Annotated in this window: 20 protein-coding genes and 1 tRNA gene; 14 read left to right on the top strand and 7 right to left on the bottom strand. The window is 63.1% G+C overall.

What is annotated here, in order from left to right; all coding sequences use genetic code 11:
* Positions 1 to 35 precede the first annotated feature (35 nt).
* From IPL79_12445 to IPL79_12435, 3 genes are all read left to right on the top strand, one after another.
* Positions 36 to 1,097 (top strand): metallophosphoesterase, encoded by a 1,062-nt coding sequence (locus IPL79_12445; GenBank protein MBK9071794.1) that lies wholly within the window; start codon positions 36 to 38, stop codon positions 1,095 to 1,097.
* Positions 1,098 to 1,197: 100 nt separating this feature from the next.
* On the top strand, positions 1,198 to 2,166 hold the full coding sequence (locus tag IPL79_12440) for a hypothetical protein (protein MBK9071793.1): 969 nt from the start codon (positions 1,198 to 1,200) through the stop codon (positions 2,164 to 2,166).
* A gap of 67 nt (positions 2,167 to 2,233) precedes the next feature.
* Positions 2,234 to 3,100: a phosphatidate cytidylyltransferase gene (locus IPL79_12435; protein ID MBK9071792.1), complete on the top strand. Its 867-nt coding sequence runs from the start codon at positions 2,234 to 2,236 to the stop codon at positions 3,098 to 3,100.
* Here the strand turns inward: IPL79_12435 and IPL79_12430 are convergent.
* Positions 3,097 to 5,034: a DUF885 domain-containing protein gene (locus IPL79_12430; protein MBK9071791.1), complete on the bottom strand. Its 1,938-nt coding sequence runs from the start codon at positions 5,032 to 5,034 to the stop codon at positions 3,097 to 3,099. The genes IPL79_12435 and IPL79_12430 overlap by 4 nt on opposite strands.
* A gap of 37 nt (positions 5,035 to 5,071) precedes the next feature.
* Between IPL79_12430 and ung the strand changes: the two genes are divergently transcribed.
* The 4 genes from ung (at position 5,072) to IPL79_12410 (ending at position 8,440) form a co-directional block, all read left to right on the top strand.
* The gene (ung, locus tag IPL79_12425; GenBank protein ID MBK9071790.1) at positions 5,072 to 5,749 is read left to right on the top strand and encodes a uracil-DNA glycosylase; all 678 of its coding nucleotides are present in this window, start codon (positions 5,072 to 5,074) and stop codon (positions 5,747 to 5,749) included.
* A 144-nt stretch (positions 5,750 to 5,893) separates the two neighbouring features.
* Entirely contained in the window at positions 5,894 to 6,832 is a 939-nt protein-coding gene (locus IPL79_12420; GenBank protein MBK9071789.1) for a hypothetical protein, read from the top strand.
* A gap of 107 nt (positions 6,833 to 6,939) precedes the next feature.
* Positions 6,940 to 7,767: a hypothetical protein gene (locus IPL79_12415; GenBank protein MBK9071788.1), complete on the top strand. Its 828-nt coding sequence runs from the start codon at positions 6,940 to 6,942 to the stop codon at positions 7,765 to 7,767.
* Positions 7,768 to 8,077: 310 nt separating this feature from the next.
* Entirely contained in the window at positions 8,078 to 8,440 is a 363-nt protein-coding gene (locus tag IPL79_12410) for a DUF1428 domain-containing protein (protein MBK9071787.1), read from the top strand.
* A gap of 270 nt (positions 8,441 to 8,710) precedes the next feature.
* On the opposite strand, the gene IPL79_12405 is transcribed toward IPL79_12410, so the two are convergent.
* From IPL79_12405 to IPL79_12385, 5 genes are all read right to left on the bottom strand, one after another.
* Positions 8,711 to 8,786 (bottom strand) — tRNA-Gly (locus IPL79_12405).
* 61 nt (positions 8,787 to 8,847) lie between these two features.
* A complete protein-coding gene (locus tag IPL79_12400) occupies positions 8,848 to 9,375 on the bottom strand; it encodes a hypothetical protein (protein ID MBK9071786.1) in 528 nt (175 codons plus the stop codon).
* Between the two features lie 98 nt (positions 9,376 to 9,473).
* Positions 9,474 to 10,280, bottom strand: a complete 807-nt coding sequence (gene tatC, locus IPL79_12395; protein ID MBK9071785.1) for a twin-arginine translocase subunit TatC — start codon at positions 10,278 to 10,280, stop codon at positions 9,474 to 9,476.
* Positions 10,277 to 10,747 (bottom strand): twin-arginine translocase TatA/TatE family subunit, encoded by a 471-nt coding sequence (locus tag IPL79_12390; protein ID MBK9071784.1) that lies wholly within the window; start codon positions 10,745 to 10,747, stop codon positions 10,277 to 10,279. The genes tatC and IPL79_12390 overlap by 4 nt, the downstream gene beginning before the upstream one ends.
* A 33-nt stretch (positions 10,748 to 10,780) precedes the next feature.
* Complete coding sequence (locus tag IPL79_12385) at positions 10,781 to 11,515, bottom strand: sugar transferase (protein MBK9071783.1); 735 nt, start codon at positions 11,513 to 11,515, stop codon at positions 10,781 to 10,783.
* Positions 11,516 to 11,545: 30 nt separating this feature from the next.
* On the opposite strand from IPL79_12385, the gene IPL79_12380 reads away from it, so the two are divergent.
* From IPL79_12380 to IPL79_12355, 6 genes are all read left to right on the top strand, one after another.
* Positions 11,546 to 12,112, top strand: a complete 567-nt coding sequence (locus tag IPL79_12380) for an ATP-binding protein (protein ID MBK9071782.1) — start codon at positions 11,546 to 11,548, stop codon at positions 12,110 to 12,112.
* Positions 12,113 to 12,156: 44 nt separating this feature from the next.
* Positions 12,157 to 12,417, top strand: a complete 261-nt coding sequence (locus IPL79_12375; protein MBK9071781.1) for an STAS domain-containing protein — start codon at positions 12,157 to 12,159, stop codon at positions 12,415 to 12,417.
* 20 nt (positions 12,418 to 12,437) lie between these two features.
* Positions 12,438 to 13,613: a glycosyltransferase gene (locus IPL79_12370; protein MBK9071780.1), complete on the top strand. Its 1,176-nt coding sequence runs from the start codon at positions 12,438 to 12,440 to the stop codon at positions 13,611 to 13,613.
* A complete protein-coding gene (locus tag IPL79_12365; GenBank protein MBK9071779.1) occupies positions 13,610 to 14,641 on the top strand; it encodes a hypothetical protein in 1,032 nt (343 codons plus the stop codon). The genes IPL79_12370 and IPL79_12365 overlap by 4 nt, the downstream gene beginning before the upstream one ends.
* A 65-nt stretch (positions 14,642 to 14,706) precedes the next feature.
* Positions 14,707 to 16,233 carry a hypothetical protein gene (locus tag IPL79_12360; protein MBK9071778.1) on the top strand — a complete coding sequence of 509 codons (1,527 nt, stop codon included), beginning with the start codon at positions 14,707 to 14,709 and terminating at the stop codon, positions 16,231 to 16,233.
* Positions 16,230 to 17,147, top strand: coding sequence for a hypothetical protein (locus tag IPL79_12355; protein ID MBK9071777.1), 918 nt, complete (start codon positions 16,230 to 16,232; stop codon positions 17,145 to 17,147). The genes IPL79_12360 and IPL79_12355 overlap by 4 nt, the downstream gene beginning before the upstream one ends.
* 7 nt (positions 17,148 to 17,154) lie before the next feature.
* On the opposite strand, the gene IPL79_12350 is transcribed toward IPL79_12355, so the two are convergent.
* Positions 17,155 to 17,799, bottom strand: a complete 645-nt coding sequence (locus IPL79_12350) for a polysaccharide deacetylase family protein (protein ID MBK9071776.1) — start codon at positions 17,797 to 17,799, stop codon at positions 17,155 to 17,157.
* 43 nt (positions 17,800 to 17,842) lie between these two features.
* Here IPL79_12350 and IPL79_12345 point away from each other — a divergent pair, with 43 nt between their 5' ends.
* On the top strand, positions 17,843 to 19,003 hold the full coding sequence (locus IPL79_12345; GenBank protein MBK9071775.1) for a glycosyltransferase: 1,161 nt from the start codon (positions 17,843 to 17,845) through the stop codon (positions 19,001 to 19,003).
* Positions 19,004 to 19,028 lie beyond the last annotated feature (25 nt).

The following is a 19,028-nucleotide window of genomic DNA, read 5'->3' as shown; positions in this document are numbered from 1 at the left end:
TTGTCCGGGCGCGGCGCCTGTGCAATGTCAGACTTATGGCTAAATACCGACATAGTGCCGCCGCCGCCGGCTTGACCACCCTGCTCTTAGGCTGGGCCGGCTGCGCTGACCCGACCGACACCACCTCCGGCGGGCCGTCGCCGTCGCCCTCGCCATCTCCCTCCCCAGACGCGCCACCGCCACCAACGCCGCGCGTGCGTTTCGTCGCGGTCGGCGACACCGGCAAAGGCAATCTAGGGCAAGCCGAGGTGGCTGCGGGCATCGAGAAGATCTGTGCGGCACAAGGCTGCGATTTTGTCGTGCTGCTCGGCGACAACATCTACGAGCGCGGCGTCGATGGCGTCGACGACCCCAAATGGCAGACGCACTTTGAGCAGCCCTACGCGAACATCGACCTGCCGTTCTATGCGGTGCTAGGCAACCACGACTATGGCGGCCTGGTGGCCGGCTTCATTCCCGTGGCGGGCCTTGGCAATGAATGGGAGAAAGGCCAATACGAGGTCGACTACACCCAGGTCTCGAGCAAGTGGCGCATGCCCGCGGCGCACTATACGTTTGCGATGGCGCATGTCGGCTTCATCGTCCTCGATACCAATTCGCTGATGTGGGACAACACCAGCGCCGGAGACCAGGCCGCGTGGCTGCCATCGGCCATCGCCGAGGTGGCCGACCGCGAGTGGAAGATCGTGCTCGGGCACCATCCATATCGCTCCAACGGCAACCACGGCAATGCCGGCACCTATGATGCGGTCGAGGTGGCGGGCCTCGATCTGCCAATTCCGGTGGATCAGCTCAATGGCGCCGATCTCAAAGACTTTCTCGACGACAACGTGTGCGGCATCGGCGATGTCTATCTCGCGGGGCACGATCACGCGCGGCAATGGCTCGACATGCCGACGCAGCTCTGCGGCATGGAGTTGGTAGTCTCGGGCGCCGGGGCCTCGGCGACGTCGCTGCATGACCATGGCAATGCGGCGCATTTTCAAGATGTCAGCGAGCTTGGCTTTTTCTATGCCGACATCGAGGGCGACACCATGCGCGGCCGCTTTTACAACGCCGCCGGCGAGCTCAGCTTTGAGCGCGTGCTGACCCATTAGGCACGCGGTGGCGCCGTCGTCCGCGACGTGACCTCGGCCCGCGCCGTGTGCGCGCATGTGGGCCTTGCGGCGCTGACGCGAGCTTGCGACAATCGCCGCAATGAAGTGGCAAACCAATGGCCTGGCGGCGACCGCAGTGATCAGCGCCTTGGCCCAGGCGGCTTGTCTGGCCGACGTGGGCGATCCGCACGCGCATGAGGGTGGCGACAAGATGGCGTGGGATGGCGCGGTCGTCGACATTATTCCGCAGGCGCCGTTTGATTACATGGTGCAGCATGGCTGGCCGACCATGCACTACGAGTGGCATGGCGCGCGGCAGTGGTACGTCATTGTCGATGAACCGTATATCCGGGCGCTGGCGGCGGCTGGCGTAGCACCGGCCGCGCTGCAAGAGGGCGATCCGGCGAGCGCCATTGAGGCCGCCGCGATGCACCGAGCCATGATTGAATTTTTGCGCGACCGGTTTGGCACCGTTGCGGTCGACTATCTCGAGACCGCGACCTTTGGCGAGGTCCTTGATGGCTGGCAGGATTTTGCGGCGCCGCTCTTCATGGCCGACAACCTCGAGGGCGAAATTTTTGTTCGCTCCTTGCGCGACGAGCTTTTGCCCGCGAGCGAATTTTCGTCGCTCGACTCGTACACGCAGTATCTTTGGACGCGCCTGCGCCGCCGAAGCGAAGAGCCCGAGGCCTTCAAGTACCGCCTCGACAACACGACCGGCGTCGGCTTTCATAACGAAATTCACAGCCTACTGGCGGACCCAAGCTCGCGCGTAAACCTCGGCCGCCCGCACACGAATATCTTTAATATGACGTTCTGGAGCCTGCATGGCTACATTGATGCGCTCGTCGCGAGCTATCTTAGCAACCACGCTACGCCTGAGGAGCTAGCCCTGTTTGAGCTCTATCGCGCACAGTTCGCGGCGCACCTTGTCGACATGGAAACCTCGCATCAGCACGACAGCCGCGATGACAAGGCGTATCCGACTGATCCCACCAATGGGTTTTTCCCAACCTGGGACGATTGCGATACCTTGCCCGAAAACGTCGAATCTAGCGCATGTCCGTAGGCCGGACCGACGCTTGCTCACAACCCGAGGTTGACGCCGCCCCAGCGGTGCGCTAGCACGGGCCACCATGGCACTAGGCAACTTGGCATCCCGGTTCTTGGTGGCCGTCATCGCGGCGCCCGCGCTCATTTATCTGATGTACCGGCCCGAGTCGGTACTGATCGCGGGCGTGGTGACCATCGCGTCAATCCTTGCCATGCGCGAATTTTTCAACATGACGCTCACCGAGCCTGGCCATAAGCGCGCGATGCTTATGATGGGCGCCGCGGCGATCTCGATCTTTTATTGGATGAATCCTGACGCGCTTGGCGTGACGGGGATTTCGGGCGGCCTGCTGCTTGCGACCGGGCCAATCCTCGCCATCGCGGTGGCGGTGCTCGGGCCCGCGATTTACTTTCTGTTTCGCTTTCGCGACGTCGAGACCTCGGCGATCAACATGGCATTTTCGACCATGGGCATTGTTTACGCCGGGCTGCTGTTCATGACCGTCGCCATGGCCAAGCGCGACTTTGGCCCGCATGGCGGCGACGCCGTCTTGCTCGTGCTGACCATCGCGTGGTTCGGTGATACCGCCGCGTACTTTGGTGGCCGGTTCTTTGGCAACAAAAAGCTCTACGAGGCCGTCAGCCCCAAAAAAACGTGGGCGGGCGCTTACGGCGGCGTGCTTGGCTCTTTGCTCGCCGTCGCGCTCATGAAGCTAATCCGCTGGGACGCGCTTTCATGGGTCGACGTCGCAATCCTCGGCATTGTCGGCAACGTGCTTGGTCAAGTGGGCGATCTGGCAGAGTCCCTGGTCAAGCGCGCACGCGGCATCAAGGATTCCGGATCGCTGCTGCCGGGACACGGCGGCATGCTGGACCGTGTCGACGCCGTGCTGTTTATTGCGCCATTTGTCTATCTGTATTTTTTGCTGCGGCCTGTATTTTTTAGCTAGCGGTCGCGCGACGTCTTTAGCCACGCGTCGATCTGCGCCTCGAGCACCGGCAGCGTTACGGCGCCTTGCCGCAGCACTTGATCGTGGAATGCGGCCAAGTCAAAGCGACTGCCGAGTGTCGCCTGCGCCCGGGCACGCAGTTGCAAGATGTGCAGCTGCCCTGCCTTGTAAGCTAGCGCTTGAGCCGGCCAGCTAATGTAACGATCTACTTCGTTGGCGATGTTGTTGTCGGCGAGCAACGTGTGCTCGCGCATGTAAGCGACGGCCTGCGCGCGGGTCCAGCCAAAGGCGTGGATGCCGGTGTCGACGACGAGGCGCGCGGCGCGCCACGCCTCCATGCTCGCGGCACCAAGACGTTGCAAGTCGTTTTCATAAAGCCCCATCTCGTGCGCCAGGTGCTCGGCGTAGAGCGCCCAGCCCTCGACAAAGGCCGTCGAGCCCATGTGCTTGCGGAACGCCGGCATGTCGCCAAGTTCTTGCGCAATCGCGATCTGCAGGTGATGCCCCGGCACCGCCTCGTGAAACGATAACGCGGCGAATTCAAACTTGGGGCGCGTTGTCGGTTGGTAGACGTTGATAAAGTATTCGCCAGGCTTGCTGCCATCGATGCGCGCCTCGCGGTAGTAGGCAATTGTTTGATAAGGCGCCTCGTGCGCCGGGACCTCGCGGACCACGCATGGCGCCTTGGGCGTGACGCCGAAAAACGTTGGTACCGCGGCATTTGCGCGATCGAGCATTTGCTGCCCCGTGGCCAGCAGCTCCTCCGCCGAGCTGAAGTAATTTGAAGGATCGTCGCGCAGCGCCCCTGCGATCACGGCGACAGTTGGTGACATCGACGTCATGGTACGCGGCGTGACGCCCGCGACCTTGAGTTGCTTCGCGCGCACCAGGCGCTCCGCCAGGGTTACGATCTCGGCGTCGATCCGTCGCCCCTCGGCGAGGCCTAGCTCATGTAACTCTTTGGCCGTTGTGGCCGTGCCGAGATGCTTGCGCATCAGCGCGAGATAACATGCGTCGCCGCCAACGATTGCTCCGATGCCTTCTTGCTCGCCGCGCGCCGCCGGCAGCAACGTGGTGCGAATGAAGTGGCGATAATCGGAAAACGCTTTAAAGATCTGCGGCCCGACCTTGTCGTCGAGGGCGTCTGCCAGGGTCAGCCATCGCGCGCGCTCGGCGGCGCGGGCCGGTTCATCACCGCGGGCGCGCACCTTTCGGCTGGCGTCGGCAAACCCCGAGGCGCGGTAGTCCTTGGCAAGTTCAGCGTCGAGTTGCGCCAGCGTCAGCTCGAGCGTGGCGCGCGACGCCACCGCGCCCCGATCGTAGCCGCGCCGCAACGCCGCCGTGGCTTGCGCAACTGCCTCTGGGATCGCCGCCAGCCGAGTCGCGAAATGCTCGGCGTCTTCAAGCGTTTCAAAGCTATGCAGCTCGGGGAGGTACGCCCACTGCACCAATTCGTTATCACGGGGCGAAATCACCCATTCTTCAAGATGGCAGGCCGTGACGTCGATCGATGCCTGCAAATCCTCAACGAACAAACGGTGCGTGATGGCGTCCTGCGCGCTTAGGGCCGTCACATCAATGCGCTTTGCGGCGGCAAGCGCGGCGCGATCGATCTCGTCGTCGTAGCTCAGCGCCTTGGTGCTGCGATCGGGCAGGCGGTCGTCAAAGCGGTGATCGCCGAGCATGGTGGCCCAAATCGGCTCTCGGTGCATACGCGCATCCCAGTGCAAGGCCAGCACGTCGGCAAGCGCCTTGCTGGTAACGCCCGCCGTTGCCGCCGCGCGTACATCAGCTGGTATCGAGGTTAGCGCGACCGAGCCGTGGTCCGCGGCCTCAACCTGGCCACGTTCGCCGCGGCCCGCCGGCTTGGCACACCCCGTTATCACGCAAAGCACCACGGCTAGCGAACGCAGCCATCTTGTAGGGTTCGACATGGCCCGCGTTGTACTATAAATCGTAGTATGAACGAGCATGAGCGACGCGCAGATCGAGGCTAGCTGGAAGGCGGCGCTTCACGACGAGTTTGCCAAGCCGTATATGCGGCAGCTCAGCGCGCACCTCAAGGCCGAAAAAGCCGCGGGCAAGGTGGTCTATCCCCCAGGGCCGCTAATCTTCAATGCCTTTGCGTCCACGCCGATCGCCGCGGTCAAGGTGGTGATCCTAGGGCAAGACCCGTACCACAACCCCGGCGAAGCCATGGGCCTTTCGTTCTCGGTGCCGCGCGGCAAGCGCATCCCGCCGTCGTTGCTCAATATCTACAAAGAACTCGGGCGCGACCTCGGCGTGCCGATGCCAACGCACGGCGATCTAACCGCGTGGGCGCAGCAGGGCGTGTTCTTGCTCAACGCCATGCTGACGGTGCAGCACAACGCGCCGCAGTCGCATCAAAAAATTGGCTGGCAGACCTTTACCGACGAAGTCATCGCCACTATTTCTCGCCAGCGCGAGCACGTGGTGTTTATGCTATGGGGCGGCTTTGCGCGCAAGAAGCGCGAGCTCATCGACGCGCGCAAGCACCTGGTGCTCGAGGCGGCGCACCCATCGCCCCTCGCCGGGGGCGCGTTCTCTGGCTGCCTCCACTTCTCGCAGGCCAACGCCTATCTCGCCGCGCACGGCGCGACGCCAATTGACTGGGCGCTGCCAGCCTAGGCCAGGCAATTGCCAGCGGCCAGCCATGGGCGCTGCCAGGCGATAATGCACCGCGTTTGGCAACCCTAATTCTAAGGGCCCTAGCGCCGGCTAAGGCGCATTTGGGTTGTCTCGACCAAGCCAATCTGTCCTAATTGAAGCGCAGTGCGCCGACACCTTGCCACGGACTACGTCGCTGCGCCGGATGCGCTAGATGCGCGGCCGACCGCCGCCGCCAGCGACCAAGCTGCCCAGGGCAACATGAGCCCCATTGCAGAGCTCGCGCGGCTCGATGTACGCGAGCAAGCTGCGGCCAGCGAGGGTGGCACCGGCGAGGCCCCACCCACGCCGCGCAAGGTGGTCTCGCGCCGCGCGCTCGAGTATTTGCGGCTCGCGCAGCAGGCGATCGATCACACCCGGCGCGTCATCGAGTTTCAGGGCAATCAGCTCGACGCCATTCGCAGCAGCGATGGCAACGCCTACTATCGCACTGACGTCATTCGCACCCGCGCGTGGTGGAAGCTCACGCCCGAGGCCCAGGCCATCGCCGACGCCGACCCCGAGGCCGCGGTCGCGGCCAAGGCTGAGTACTTGAGCGGCGGCAATTGCTTCGAGTACGCCGCGGTGGCCTACACCTATTTGAATAGCGTCGCCAAGGGCGTCGCGGTGCAACGCGCAATGTATGCCGACGTCGACCACGTGTTCGTCGTCTTGGGCGACATCTGCGATCCACAAGAATTTCCGGATAACGAACTTGTCGTTGCCGACGCCTGGCCCTATTCACCGCAAGCGTGTCTGTGGGAGGACCACTTCGTTTACAACCCCGATCGGGCGGGGCTGGAAATCAAGGCGGCGCGCTGGGGCGATCACCTCGGCGACGGCCTAGCCAACAAGGCGCTGATCCTGGCCGGCTTGTCGCTAACGCCGGTTGGCCTCGAGCAGGCCACGTCGTCGCTAACGCCTGAGCTGCTCGCCGACATGGAGGCCGACCAGCAAGGTTGGGGCCTCTGGCACCAAGAAGACGCCGCCGCCGAAACCGAGTTCGACTACCAAAACTCGGAAGTCGACCGCCTGCCGATGCGCCCGTCGAAGGTGTCGCGGTAGCCTTGGCGCTTGGCTGCGTTGGCGACCCCAGCCGACGTGACAAGGGCCACGACCTGACCAGCCACCACAGATTGACTGCGAGCCCGGGCTGCCCGTACGTTTGGTAAATGAAGCACGTCCGCATCCGTTCCGTCGCGTGCACGCTTGGCGCTTTCGCCGCGGGCGCATGGGCAGCGTCACCCACACCGGCCGAGGCATGCCTCCCCAATCCACATTGTGCGGAAGTTTTTTTTCCCCGTGATGGTGCCAGCGGAATTCCCACCAACACGGCGCTGTGGTCGCTTTACGAAGGCGCCCTCGAACTCTCGACCGAAGGCGCCTCTCCGCTCGCGCTTAGTTTCGACGGGTCAGCGCGGTTCACGGCGCTGCCAGAGGTGCTCGCGCCAAACACGCTCTATTCGCTAAACGTCACCACGACTGGCAACCTGCCAGGTTCCTCGGGTTGCCCCGACCAAACCATCACCTTTACGACAGGTGATGGCCCCGATCAGCGGCCCACGCCGCCCGTGATCGACGAAGTCGACACCACGTTTTTCGAAAACGAAAATGGGTGTTCCAGCGCGATCGAGGCGCGATACTACGTAGACATTTCCTTCGAAGGTCCCTTCGATCCCAACACCATCGGTTATCGCCTCTACATAACCACCGATCCGTCGAACCCCGCCTTGCGTGCGGAGTCGTTGGACCAAAGCGGCGTAGCCATCGCAGGCGTGGGTACCTCGGTGCAAGACGACTTCGCGGTCGTGGCGATCTCGGCCAGCGGGCTCGAGAGCGAGCCGGCACAATTTTCAATCGACAAAAGCGCCGATGACCGCACCGGCGCCGGCTGCAGCATTGCGCCGGCCACCTTTCCCGGTGGCGCCTCGATCGTCGCCATGCTCGTCATCCTCGCCGCCCTCGCGCCGCGCCGACGGCAGCACACCCGGCAAGCCTGAGACCAAGCGTATACCTCTGGGTATACCTATTTGAGGCGCGCTAGTGTTGTGATCGTAAAGTTCTGAGCCAAGCGCCAGCGGTTCAGACGCCGGTATGGTTTCGTGGGGCGAGGCATAAAAATGCGAGTTTATTGGAATAAGTGAGCATTTTTTAACGACGCCCCACGGAAGCAGACCAAGTCTGATGGCTCAAAATTTTACGATCACAACACTAGGGGGTGTCCGATGACTGGCATATTGCGCACGGCGACAGCCACGCATAATGTAAATTTGCTTAACTACGGTTCAACACCCTCATGAAAGGCATCTTATGAGCAGATACGTCGATGGTTTCATCATGCCCCTAGAAAAGCGCAAGCTGAAAGCATATAAAAAAATGGCCACGATTGGGCGCAACGTTTGGATGAAGCACGGGGCGCTCGACTACTACGAGTGTGTGGGGGCCAAGCTTGATAGCGAGTGGGGCGTGCCGTTTACGAAGCTCTGCAAGCTAAAACCAGACGAAACAGTTATTTTCGCCTTTGTGGTTTACAAATCAAAAGCTCATCGAAACCAAGTAACCGCCAAGGTTCATAAAGACCCGCTCATGCAGCCAGAAAATTTCAAAGGCGCTATGCCCTTTGATATGAAACGCTTAACCACGGGAGAGTTTAACGTCATCGTTAAGTCCTAATCCCAGACGCCGAACGATTGGCTACGTCACCCGAATCAGCCGAACGAAGTGAGGTGGAGCGGGGTACGGATTCGCAGCCGAAGGTGTCGCAATCCCGTGGTCGGTGTTTGCACCGACCAGCTGTTCGAAGAACAGCACCCTGATCCGCGGAGCGCAGCGAAGTGGAGCGGGGTACGGGTTCGCAGCCGAAGGTGTCGCAATCCCGTGGTCGGTGTTTGCACCGACCAGCTGTTCGAAGAACAGCACGCCGGTCCGCCGAACGAAGTGAGGTGGAGCGGGGTACGGGATTCGAACCCGCGACTTTCAGCTTGGGAAGCTGACGCTCTACCAACTGAGCTAACCCCGCGACGAGGCGAAACTAGCGCAATGGGGGCAGGAGTCAAGCGCGGGGCGACAACTGCGCGCGGCTACGAAGCGGGTTCGCACGCGGCGGGGTGGAATTCGGGGTCGATATAGACGGTGGCCTCGCCGGCGGCGATGGTCGCAAACGCAAAGGTAAGCGCGCGCGCCGGTGAGTCTGGCGTTAGCGTGATCCACGCCTCCCCGATAGAGGTGGCGGTGAGATCAAGCGTCCAGGCGTCACGATCCCACTTGGTATCAGCCACCCGCGCTGAGGTTTGGATGGCCAGCGTCGGCGCGACGTCGACAACCTCGACGTCGGCAAACTTGTAGCTATGCTCGCCGGTGTCGTCGAACCAATAGAGAAACATCTGCGTGCTTTCGCCGACCGGCAAGGTGGCGAGGCAGCCAAGATCGTACATGCTCGGCTCGCCGGTGGCAGCCGTGACCTCGGCGGCAAGCCATGGCTCGCTGCAGCGTTTGCCGCCATAGCCACATAGATCGCAACCCGCGCTAAGGTGGCTGGCGACCAACGCTAAGGTTGCGACAAGCGCGCTGGTGAACCCGGCAGTCATCGCAAAGCGGCGAGCATTCATGTCGTCACGCTAAGCGACCGGCGCGGCGTTGGCGAGGCGCCTCGGCTAACAAGCAATAACGTTTTACTCGACCGCCAGCCGCGATGCGCCGCGCCTGCTTAGTCGTCGGCGAGCTCGGCGGCGGCCTTGCGCTCGCGGCCCTTGGTGATGAAGTAGGCGCCGATGATAGCGACGTTGTAGAGCGCGATCATGGGGAAGGCCATGAGGCACTGCGTGACCACGTCGGGTGACGGCGTCAGGATGGCGCCGATGATGAACGCCAAGATGACGAACCAGCGATTGAATTTCCACAGGCTGCGGTGGGTGACCAGGCCGAGCGCGGCGAGCACCATGATGAAGATGGGCAGCTCGAAGATGGCGCCAAAGCCGAGCATCATGTTGCGCGTCAGATCGAGGTACTGCGTCATGAACAACGTCGGCGTTCGGCCGGGTACGGCAAAGCTGAGGAAATAACCGTACATAGGATCGAGCACGAGGTAGTAGCAAAACGCGGCGCCTGCGCAAAAGAAGCCCGCGGACGCGATCGCAAATGCGATGCCGATGTTGCGCTCGCGCTTGTAGAGCCCCGGCGCAATAAAGCTCCATAGCTGATAAAACGTAAAAGGCGACGACACGAAGATGCCGGCCCAGAGCGCCACGGACATGTAGACCCAAAACGGCTCGAGCAGCGCCGCAAAATGCATTTCCATCGGCTCGGTAAGGTTAGGGCTAGCGGCCCACGCGTTCTGCAGCGGCACCATCAGCCAGGCATAGATCTCTTCGGAGAAGTACCAGCACGCGCCAAAGGCGAGGAGGAACGCGATCATGGCATTGCGCAGCCGGCCCGACAGTTCACGCAGGTGCTCCAAAAACGGCATGCCGCCGTCGGCGAGCTCGTCTGTGGCTTTAGGCGTCGCTTGCGTCATGATGGTTTGGTTTGTGGATCGCTCGCATCGTCGAGCGGCGCGCCCTTGGCGAGCGTATCGGCGGGAGGGCGAAAGACCGGCTCGGCGTCACCAGGCTTGGCGTCGTCGGGCGGGGCGGCTAGGTCGCTACGCACCCCTGGCGGTTGCGCCTCATCGGAGGTGGAAACGGGGGTCGTCGCCGCCGCGTTCGGCGTTCCCGCACCGCTGATCGCTGAGTTTACCTGCCGCCGCATGTCTTCAAACGGTGCCCGCATCTCGTCGCCGCGCAACGCGCTCTTGAGATCTCGAATCGCGCCACCGACCTGCGTGTCGTTTTCGATCGAGTCTTGGATCTGCCGCGTATGCTTGCGCAGATCGCGCAGCCCCTTGCTAATTTTCTTGGCGGCATCGGGCAATTTGTCCGGCCCCAGGAAAATGAGGGCGACGATTAGGATCACAAGGATCTCGCTGCCGCCCATGCCAAACATGAGCAAACCCTAGCACGCTGCGGCGCGCCGACCTTACCGTCCGCGAGTCATTTTGAGCATCACCAGCGGCGTCTTGAGCAGGATCTCTGCCTCCAGCCGCGCATACGTCGAGAACTTCTCGAGCGACGCGGTATAGGCGATGTCGTAGAGCAGCTTCATGCGCATGTCGTCCGCTAGATTGCCCTTGGTCTCGGCGAGGTCAAAGGGGTTTTGGATGGTGGCGGCGTGCTGCGCGATGTCGCTGCCCTCGGGCACCTCGCCGGTATAGCCGAGCGAAATTTGCGCCAAGCCAGTGATGCCCGGCTTGACGTCACGCATGCGCTCTTCAAAATATGGAATCGCGTAGGACAGGTCCGTCAGCAATTCCGGACGTTCTGGCCGCGGGCCGACGATGCTCATGTCGCCGCGTAGCACATTGATAAACTGTGGCAGCTCATCGAGGCGCGACTTGCGCAGAAACGCCCCGACGCGCGTGATCCGCGGATCGCCGTTGGCCGAGATCACCGCGCCTGTGCCTGCCTCGGCATCGGGGCGCATGGTGCGAAATTTGTACATCGAAAAGGTCTCGAACTCGGAGCGCCGACCGTTGGGCGAGCGCCACGTCCGTCGCAGCCGGCCGGCCCGTACCTGCTTGTAAAAAATGGGCCCCGGTGAATCGAGGTAGATCGCGGCCGCAATCGCCGGCGTCACGGCGGCCGTAAGGCCAAGGCCAACCGCGGCGCCTACTAGATCGAGGGCTCGTTTAGCTAAACGGACGCTCGCTCTCACCGATTCATGGTACCATCAGAGGCGAAAATTATGGACGCCGCGGCGAGTTTTCGCCTTACCATCGATAAGCCGTCACTGCTGCGTTACGCCGCCGTGCAATCGGTGATCGAGCTATGCCGCGCCGCCCGCATCGTGCACCAATCGCCGCGCGATACGGCCGATCCTCACGTAGGGCGTGCCAAGCGCATTTCATATCCCGTGCATCCCGCTCAAGCTGTCGATTTAACACATAAATTCGATCAAGACTTCGTCTCGGCATTTCTCGAAGTGCTCAACAATATTGTGCTTCATGCGTATCGCCGGGCCGAGGCGCCAATTGATGTGGTGGGAAAATTTTACGCCGACGAAGTGCGGGTTGAAATCAGCCACTTCGGCCTGCGCTTTGACATCGACGCTATCCCTGCGCCCGATCTTGAATCGTTGCCCGAGGGCGGCATGGGCCTGTTCATCGCGCGCTCGCTCCTCGACGAGCTGCACTATTACCCAAGCCATGATGCGGCCGAATTTGTGGTCGATACCGCGCCTAATGCCACGCCGCATCGCTGGAGCCTAAGCAAAAAACTAACCGAGCCAAACGCGCAGGAGATTTCATCGTGACTACGAGTGTGTATTCCATCGAGACCGAGGCGACCACGACCCGCATGTTGGTGCGCGGCATCCTCGACTTCCAAACCGCACCGGCCTTGGCCGATCCTATTGATACGATCATTAAGAGCCGCGCCACGGCGGTGGTCGTCGATGCCTCGCAGCTCGACATCATCGATAGCTCCGGGGTGGCGGCGCTGGTCAAGCTCTACAAGGGCGTGCGCGCGTATGGCGGTTCGATGGTGGTGGTGGGTGCCAAGGACCAACCGCTCACCATTTTTAAGTTGCTGCGCATGGATAAAGTGTTTCTGCAATAACGCAGGGCGAAGGCGGGCGTTTGCGAGTCGCGGCGATCACAAAGCTTTTTCCCAATGCCGCCGAGCCGCTGTCGGCGCCGTTTAATCGCCAGCAGTTTGCCGCGTTAGGCAAGCGGTGCGAGCTAGAGGTATACGCGACGATTCCGTGGCATCCGCTGCGAGGCACCGCAGGCGTGCCGTGGCGTGAGGCAATTGGAGATTTACGCGTGGTGCATCCGCGCACGCTCTATGTGCCGCGCGCGCTGCATGGCCAGTGGGGGCGCCTGTACGCCGCGTCGTTGGCACCGTGGTCCGCCGCGCTTAAGCGTGCGGATGTGCTGCTTGCGGCGTGGGCCTATCCCGATGCGGTGGGCGTCTTGCGGCTGGCACGATGGTTAGGTCGCCCCGTGGTGGTGAAGGTGCATGGCAGCGATATCAACCAGATTGCGCAGATGCCAGGGCCCCGCCGCGAGCTGACGTCATGGCTTGGGCGCGCCGCCGCGGTCGTTTGTGTCAATCACGCGCTGGTGCCGGAGATCGCCGCGCTTGGCGTGGAGGCGTCGCGCATTCACGTGGTCGAAAATGGCGTCGACGACACGGTGTTTCACATGCGCTCTGGGGAAGCGGCTCAAACCGAGGCGGCGGCGCTGCGTCGCGCGGCGGGCGTTGCCGACAACTCGCCGGTGATTTTATATGTTGGCAATCTCAAGCGCGAAAAAGGTGTGCTTGATCTGTGCGAGGCGGCTCGCGATGCGGCGCTTGCGGGCACGACGGTGGTGATCGTTGGGGACGGGCCGGTGCGGCGCGAGGTGGCCGCGCTGGCCGAGCGCAGCTTGGCGTCGACGTGGCCCGGCGCGCGCATCTTGCTGCTTGGGCCACAACCCGCGCCCATCGTCAGCGCGTGGATGAATGCGGCGCGCCTGCTCTGTTTGCCGAGCTGGATGGAGGGCACGCCCAACGTAGTGCGCGAGGCGTTGGCGTGCGGCACGCGCGTGGTTGCAACGAACGTTGGCGGCATCCCCGCGCTGGTGCATGCCGGCAACGGGCACTTGGTTGCGCCGCGGCAGCCGCGCGAGCTAGCGCGGGCACTCGCCGCGGAAATCGCGCAAGCGCATCGCAAGCAAGACGTTGTGGCGACCTCCCCGACGACAAGTTGGTCCGCCAGCGCGGATGCCTTGCTTGCGGTGCTTGCGGCGGCCGTGAGGCGGGCGGCATGAGCGGGGCCCGTGCGGCGCGCGGCAAGCCGGAAGACGCGCCTAGTTGGCTCGACGATGAGGTGCCACTGACGGCGGCGATGGTCAGCGAGGTCCGTCGTTTGGCCCGGCGGGCGAGGCGGCGGCTGTGGCAGACCACCTTGCTCGCGGCCTTGTTCTTCGCCTTGCCCGCGTATGCCATTTGGCTGCGCAAGCCGCCGCAGCGCGCGGTCATCTCGTTGTCCTTTGTGCCGCGCAACGGCCTTGGCTATGCCAATCGTGAGGTGCGCGCCTATGTCGAGTCCGTCCTGCTGTCGCGCGAGAATATGTACGGCCTGATCAAGCGCCTTGAGCTGGTTACCAATCTCGAGCGACGCGACCTCGACACCGTGGTTGATATGGTGCGCGGCCGCATTGAGGTGGAGGCCTATCAACAGATGGCGCTGGCGGATTCGCTCGGGGTACAAGCGCCCGGCTCGCGCGTGCGTATCTCGATCGTCCACGCCGATGCCGCCGCGGCGACGAGGCTGGCCGAAGGCATCTTGCAGCTTATCACCGAAACCGAGCACGCGCGGCGCAGCGAGCAGGCGCGCCAAACCAGCCAAAGCGTTGCGGCGCAGCAGGGGATCCTTACCGCCCAACGCGCCGATCTGGTCGCGCGCCTTGCCGCCATCGAACAGCGTCGCGCGGCCACCTCCGCGACCAGCGTCGAGGGGCGGCACGTCGTGCTCGACGAAGCCATGCTGCGCGAACAACTGGAGCGGATCGATGCGATGGCCGACGACATGGCGAGGGTGGCCTCGATGCGCGCCTTTGCGACACGCATCGCCGCTGACACGGCGTCTGACCTTGAGGTGCTCGACGTTCAACGTCCGAATGTCGGACACAAAACCCGCCTGGGGCTACAGGTAGGGTTGAGTATGATAGCGCTGCTGGCATGCCTGGGCATCGCGGGCGCGCTGGTGGCCGCCTTTGACCGTCGCATCGACGAACCCGACGATTTGCTCCGCCTGGGCACCTTGGGCCTTGGCACGTGGAAGCCGCCGGCATAGCCGTCTGCATAGGGGGCGTCGTGGCCAACAAAGCGCGCGGCGATGCGATATCATTAAGGTCGCTTATGGTGCGCGATAGCGTCGAATTGATCGTTGGTTTCGTCGAGCGCCTGGCGCGACGGTGGCCCATTGTTTTTAGCGCCTTCGTCGTCGGCGCCGGCCTGGCGGTGGCGTTTGCGCTGATTCGCGCTCCGGAATATCGCTCAAGCGCGACCCTGTTTTTTCAGGAACGCATCCAGACGTCGGTGCTGCAAGGGCGGGAAGCCGGGACCCAGCGCAATATCGTCGATCGCTATCGCGAGCTCATCTTCGCCCGCGAAAACCTCGGCGCAATTATCGACGCCGCCGAGATAAATCCATATCGCGAGTTGGTTGCCAGGCGCGGGCGTGGCGTGGCAATCGAAGAGCTGCGCGCGGGCGTGCGATTTGAAGATCGCGGCAGCGGGGCGTTCCGCATCTCGTTTCAACATACGGATAAAAAAGTAGCCAAGGCGGTGGTGGAAACCCTCGCGAACAGCCTGATCGAAAAAGACTCGTTGCTGCGCAAAGAGCAAGCGCAGTCAACCGCCAAGTTTGCCGAAGGCCAAAAGGATGCGGCCGAGAAAGACTTGCGCGACCGACAGCGTGCTCTCGCGGAGTTTCTCCAAGCCCACCCCGAATTTGCCGCGGAAACCACCGGTGGCAATAACGCCGGCGCCGCGATTCGCGCGGCGAGACGTCCCACGGGCGTCATTGATGGTGGCGGCGGTGGTCGCGTAGGCGCCATCGAACGGCAGCTTGAGCGCCTGCGCGCGCGCCGCGATGGCACCTCGACGGCGGCTACGCGGGCCGAATCCTCGGCGGAGCAAGTCGCCGCGGAACAGGCCCAGGGCCGCGCGGAAGGCGATTTGCGCGCGAGGCAGGCCGAGCTTGAAGATGCGCAGGCGCGCTTTACCGAGCGTCATCCAAATGTGCTCAAGGCGCGCGATGCGGTGGCCACGGCGCAGGCTCGCGTCACCTCAGCTAAGGCCGCCGTAACCAGCGCCAAGATGCTCGCGCCGCCGCCGGCCTCAGCCGCCGAACGAACCGCCATCGAGCAACAGATTTCGGACTTGGAAGGCCAGCTCGCAACGGAGCGCGCGCGGGCGCGTCAAGTGGAGGCCGCGGGCGGCACGACGGTGGCCACTGCGGCCGCGACGACCACCCCGTCGACCGAGGGGCCGACGTGGGTGGTTCAGCTCGAAACCCAGTACTCCGAGCTGCGCCGACGGGTCGACGAGCAACAGGAAAATGTGGAGGGCTTGGCGGAGCAGTTGTCGCGTGCCCAGCTCTTTGCCAGCCAACAGATGGCCGAGAACGGCGAAAACATCACGATCTTAGATCCCGCTTATGAACCCAGCGCACCTGCCACCAAGGGCAAGCGCCTGATCGTCATGGTGGGCGCGATGGGCGGCCTCTTGATCGGCCTTGTGCTCGCGTTGTTGTTATCGATGCTCGATGATCGCATTTACCGTCGCGGTGAGTTGGAAGCGCTAACGTTAGGACCCTTGCTGGGCACGATTCCGCAAAGCAAGCGCCGACGCGGCACCAAGCCAGCTGGAGGTAAGGCGTGAGCAAGTCTCGCGATCCACGCGTTGGCCGCACGCAAACGGTGCTCGGCGCCGTGCCGCAAGCAGCCGCGGTGGCTGCCGCCGCCGAAGAGGCCGCCGCCGCCCATGACGATGCGTTTAGCGCATTTAACAACGTTCCCACCATGGAGCTCGGTAGCCATGCCGGCGTTGGTCAGACCCTAATGGCGGGCAGTGGCCCGATCACGGAGCGGACCATGCTGGCGGCGGAAGCGGCGGGGGGCAAGCCGACCGCATCGATCGAAGTTATTCCGACGATCATTAATGTCGTGGCGTATCAGCCGCAGCTCGAACTCGCGACGGCCGTCGATTCCAAGCGCGCGTCGGCCTATCGCGTCACGCGCCATCAAATCTTGGCGCAAAAGCCCGGCACGGTCATGTTGGTGACAAGCGCCGAGCCAGGTGAGGGAAAATCGATGACGGCGCTCAATTTGGCGCTCGCGTTCTCCGAGCTATCGCCTGGTCGCACGCTATTGGTCGAGGCAAATTTTCGCCGCCCGTCGTTGGTTAACGCGCTCGACCTGACTAAGTACCGGTGTTTTCGTGCGCAGATGGTGGCGCAGCGCAGCCACCCCGCCATGCCGCTGGGCGTCGTGCATATCGCGCCGACGGCGCTGCACGTGCTGCCCGTCCGCCCGTGGGGCCCGGGCGAAAACGTCACGCCGTTTCTCGACGCCATCGCCATGACGCGCGCCATCTACGCGCTGCGAAGCTCAGGCTACGAACGCATCATCGTCGACGCCGCCTCGACGCTAGAGGCCGCCGACGTCAATCTCTTGCAAGACGCTTGCGATGGCATTATCACCGTGGTGCGCACGCGCCACACCAGCGCGGGTAGGCTGCGCGAGGTGGTGGAGCGCCTGTCGCCGGCGCGATTCTTGGGCACCATCTTGGTGTGATGCCGAGCTAGGCTAGTTGCATCAAATCGGCCATGGTCACGAACTCGTAACCCTGCGCGCGCCAATGCGCGACGATGGCGGGTAGCGCGGCGAGCGTGCCCGGCAGGCCTTCGTGGAACATGAAAATATCGCCCGGCCCGATGGTATCGCGGGTGCACGCCGCGACGATGTCGGAGGCCGCCGTGTCGCCGTAGTCGCGTGAATCAACCGATGACAACGCGATCGTGACGCCGAGGCGCGCCAGCGAAATGAGCGTTTTGGGCGTGAGTTTTTGATAGGGTGGCCTGACCCACGGCCTGGGCGTTGGTTGCGCCCCGAGCGCGGCGTTGGTCTTCTCTAGTTGCAGGCGCAGCTGGTCAAAGGAAAGGCTCGGAAAGGCGCTGTGGTCATAGCCGTGGCTGGCCACTTGATGCCCGCGCTCAATATAGCGCTTCAGCATGTGCGGTGCTTGCTCTAGCAAATCGCCCATCAGAAAAAACGTCGCGGGGACGTCGAGCTCGTCGAGCACGCGCAGATACTCGCCGGTGAGTTCGTGCGGCCCGTCGTCAAAACTGAGTGCCAGGCGCTTGGCGGTGCGGGGCCCGCGAAAAAACACGAGCCTCGCTGGCAGCAGCGCGAGCGCGCGTCGCTTGAGAGCGCGAGAGGTTGGCACCTTTACACCTTACTATGCCACATGAGACAATCAAGCGGCCTGCATGCGCAATCCCTCTGTCGTCGCACTTAGCAAAGACTACAGCGAAGACCCCACCAGCAATCATCATGTGCTGCGCGAGATGGCCAAGACGCGCCGCGTGCTGTGGCTCAATTCGCTCGGCACGCGCACGCCCAAGCTGGGCAACGCGCGCGACCTCGGCAAGCTGCGCCGCAAGCTGACGGAATTTGCAAAGGGACCGATCGAGGTCGAGCCCAACCTGTGGGTGATGACGCCACTAGTCTTGCCGCTGCCGCACGTGCCCGCGGCGCAACGCGCCAACCGCGCCGCGCTTGCCGCCATGGTGAGATGGTGGACGCATCGGCTGTCGTTTGGCGCGTACGATCTATGGACGTTTCTGCCGACGACGGCGCCGTATGTCGGCCACCTCGGCGAAACGTTTTCTGCCTATTACTGCGTCGACGAGTGGTCGCTGTTTAGCAATGTCGACGGCGCGCACGTCGCGGCCGCCGAGCGCGAACTCCTTGGCCGCGTCGACGCGACGTTTGCGATCAATTCCGCGCTAGCCGACAACAAGCGTGCGCATTGCCCGCACACCTTTGAGGCGCCGCATGGCGTGGCGTACGACGTCTTTCGCGCCGCGCTCGAACCGTCACTTGCCACGCCCGCAGACATTGCGCACGTGCCGCGGCCGCACCTCGGTTTTTACGGCACGTTGCAAGATTGGGTGGATTACGAGCTGCTTGCGCACGTTGCGCGCGCCATGCCGCACGCGTCGATCATCTTGCTGGGCCAGGTGCTCGCAGATGTCGGGCCAATTGCCAATTTGCCTAACGTGCATATCCTCGGGCAACGTCCGCATGCTGCGCTGCCGGCCTATTGCAAGAGCTTTGACGTCGGGCTAATTCCGTACAAGCAAATCGAGCGCATGAAGTACGTCAACCCAATCAAGCTGCGCGAATATCTCGCGGCGGGCTTGCCGGTGGTGACGACGCCGCTCACCAGCGCGGCGGCGTACCCGCTAGACGTGACAATTGCCAACACGCCGACACTTTTTGTATCGGCGATAGCGGCCGCACTTGATGCGGCACGTCAAAATAACGCACGCAGTCGCGTCGAGCGCTCGCTGCCGATGGCGCGCGAGTCGTGGAGCGCGCGCGTTGCCACGGTGCTTGCACAGGCTGATTCCGTGCGGTCGCGCTGACGGTCTTACCTGTGCTAAAGCTGCC

This window comes from Myxococcales bacterium (assembly GCA_016716835.1).
Lineage (GTDB): Bacteria > Myxococcota_A > Polyangia > Haliangiales > Haliangiaceae > JADJUW01.
The sequence above is the reverse complement of the archived record's forward strand: the minus strand, read 5'-3'. Positions and strand labels throughout refer to the sequence as shown.

Excerpts from the sequence above, each read along its gene's own strand:
- IPL79_12365 (MBK9071779.1), top strand. The coding sequence starts at position 13,610 with ATGAGCGGGGCCCGTGCGGCGCGCGGCAAGCCGGAAGACGCGCCTAGT.
- IPL79_12390 (MBK9071784.1), bottom strand. The coding sequence starts at position 10,747 with ATGTTTGGCATGGGCGGCAGCGAGATCCTTGTGATCCTAATCGTCGCC.
- IPL79_12375 (MBK9071781.1), top strand. The coding sequence starts at position 12,157 with ATGTTGGTGCGCGGCATCCTCGACTTCCAAACCGCACCGGCCTTGGCC.
- IPL79_12360 (MBK9071778.1), top strand. The coding sequence starts at position 14,707 with ATGGTGCGCGATAGCGTCGAATTGATCGTTGGTTTCGTCGAGCGCCTG.
- IPL79_12380 (MBK9071782.1), top strand. The coding sequence starts at position 11,546 with ATGGACGCCGCGGCGAGTTTTCGCCTTACCATCGATAAGCCGTCACTG.
- IPL79_12445 (MBK9071794.1), top strand. The coding sequence starts at position 36 with ATGGCTAAATACCGACATAGTGCCGCCGCCGCCGGCTTGACCACCCTG.
- IPL79_12345 (MBK9071775.1), top strand. The coding sequence starts at position 17,843 with ATGCGCAATCCCTCTGTCGTCGCACTTAGCAAAGACTACAGCGAAGAC.
- tatC (MBK9071785.1), bottom strand. The coding sequence starts at position 10,280 with ATGACGCAAGCGACGCCTAAAGCCACAGACGAGCTCGCCGACGGCGGC.
- ung (MBK9071790.1), top strand. The coding sequence starts at position 5,072 with ATGAGCGACGCGCAGATCGAGGCTAGCTGGAAGGCGGCGCTTCACGAC.
- IPL79_12430 (MBK9071791.1), bottom strand. The coding sequence starts at position 5,034 with ATGTCGAACCCTACAAGATGGCTGCGTTCGCTAGCCGTGGTGCTTTGC.
- IPL79_12440 (MBK9071793.1), top strand. The coding sequence starts at position 1,198 with ATGAAGTGGCAAACCAATGGCCTGGCGGCGACCGCAGTGATCAGCGCC.
- IPL79_12415 (MBK9071788.1), top strand. The coding sequence starts at position 6,940 with ATGAAGCACGTCCGCATCCGTTCCGTCGCGTGCACGCTTGGCGCTTTC.
- IPL79_12435 (MBK9071792.1), top strand. The coding sequence starts at position 2,234 with ATGGCACTAGGCAACTTGGCATCCCGGTTCTTGGTGGCCGTCATCGCG.
- IPL79_12400 (MBK9071786.1), bottom strand. The coding sequence starts at position 9,375 with ATGAATGCTCGCCGCTTTGCGATGACTGCCGGGTTCACCAGCGCGCTT.
- IPL79_12410 (MBK9071787.1), top strand. The coding sequence starts at position 8,078 with ATGAGCAGATACGTCGATGGTTTCATCATGCCCCTAGAAAAGCGCAAG.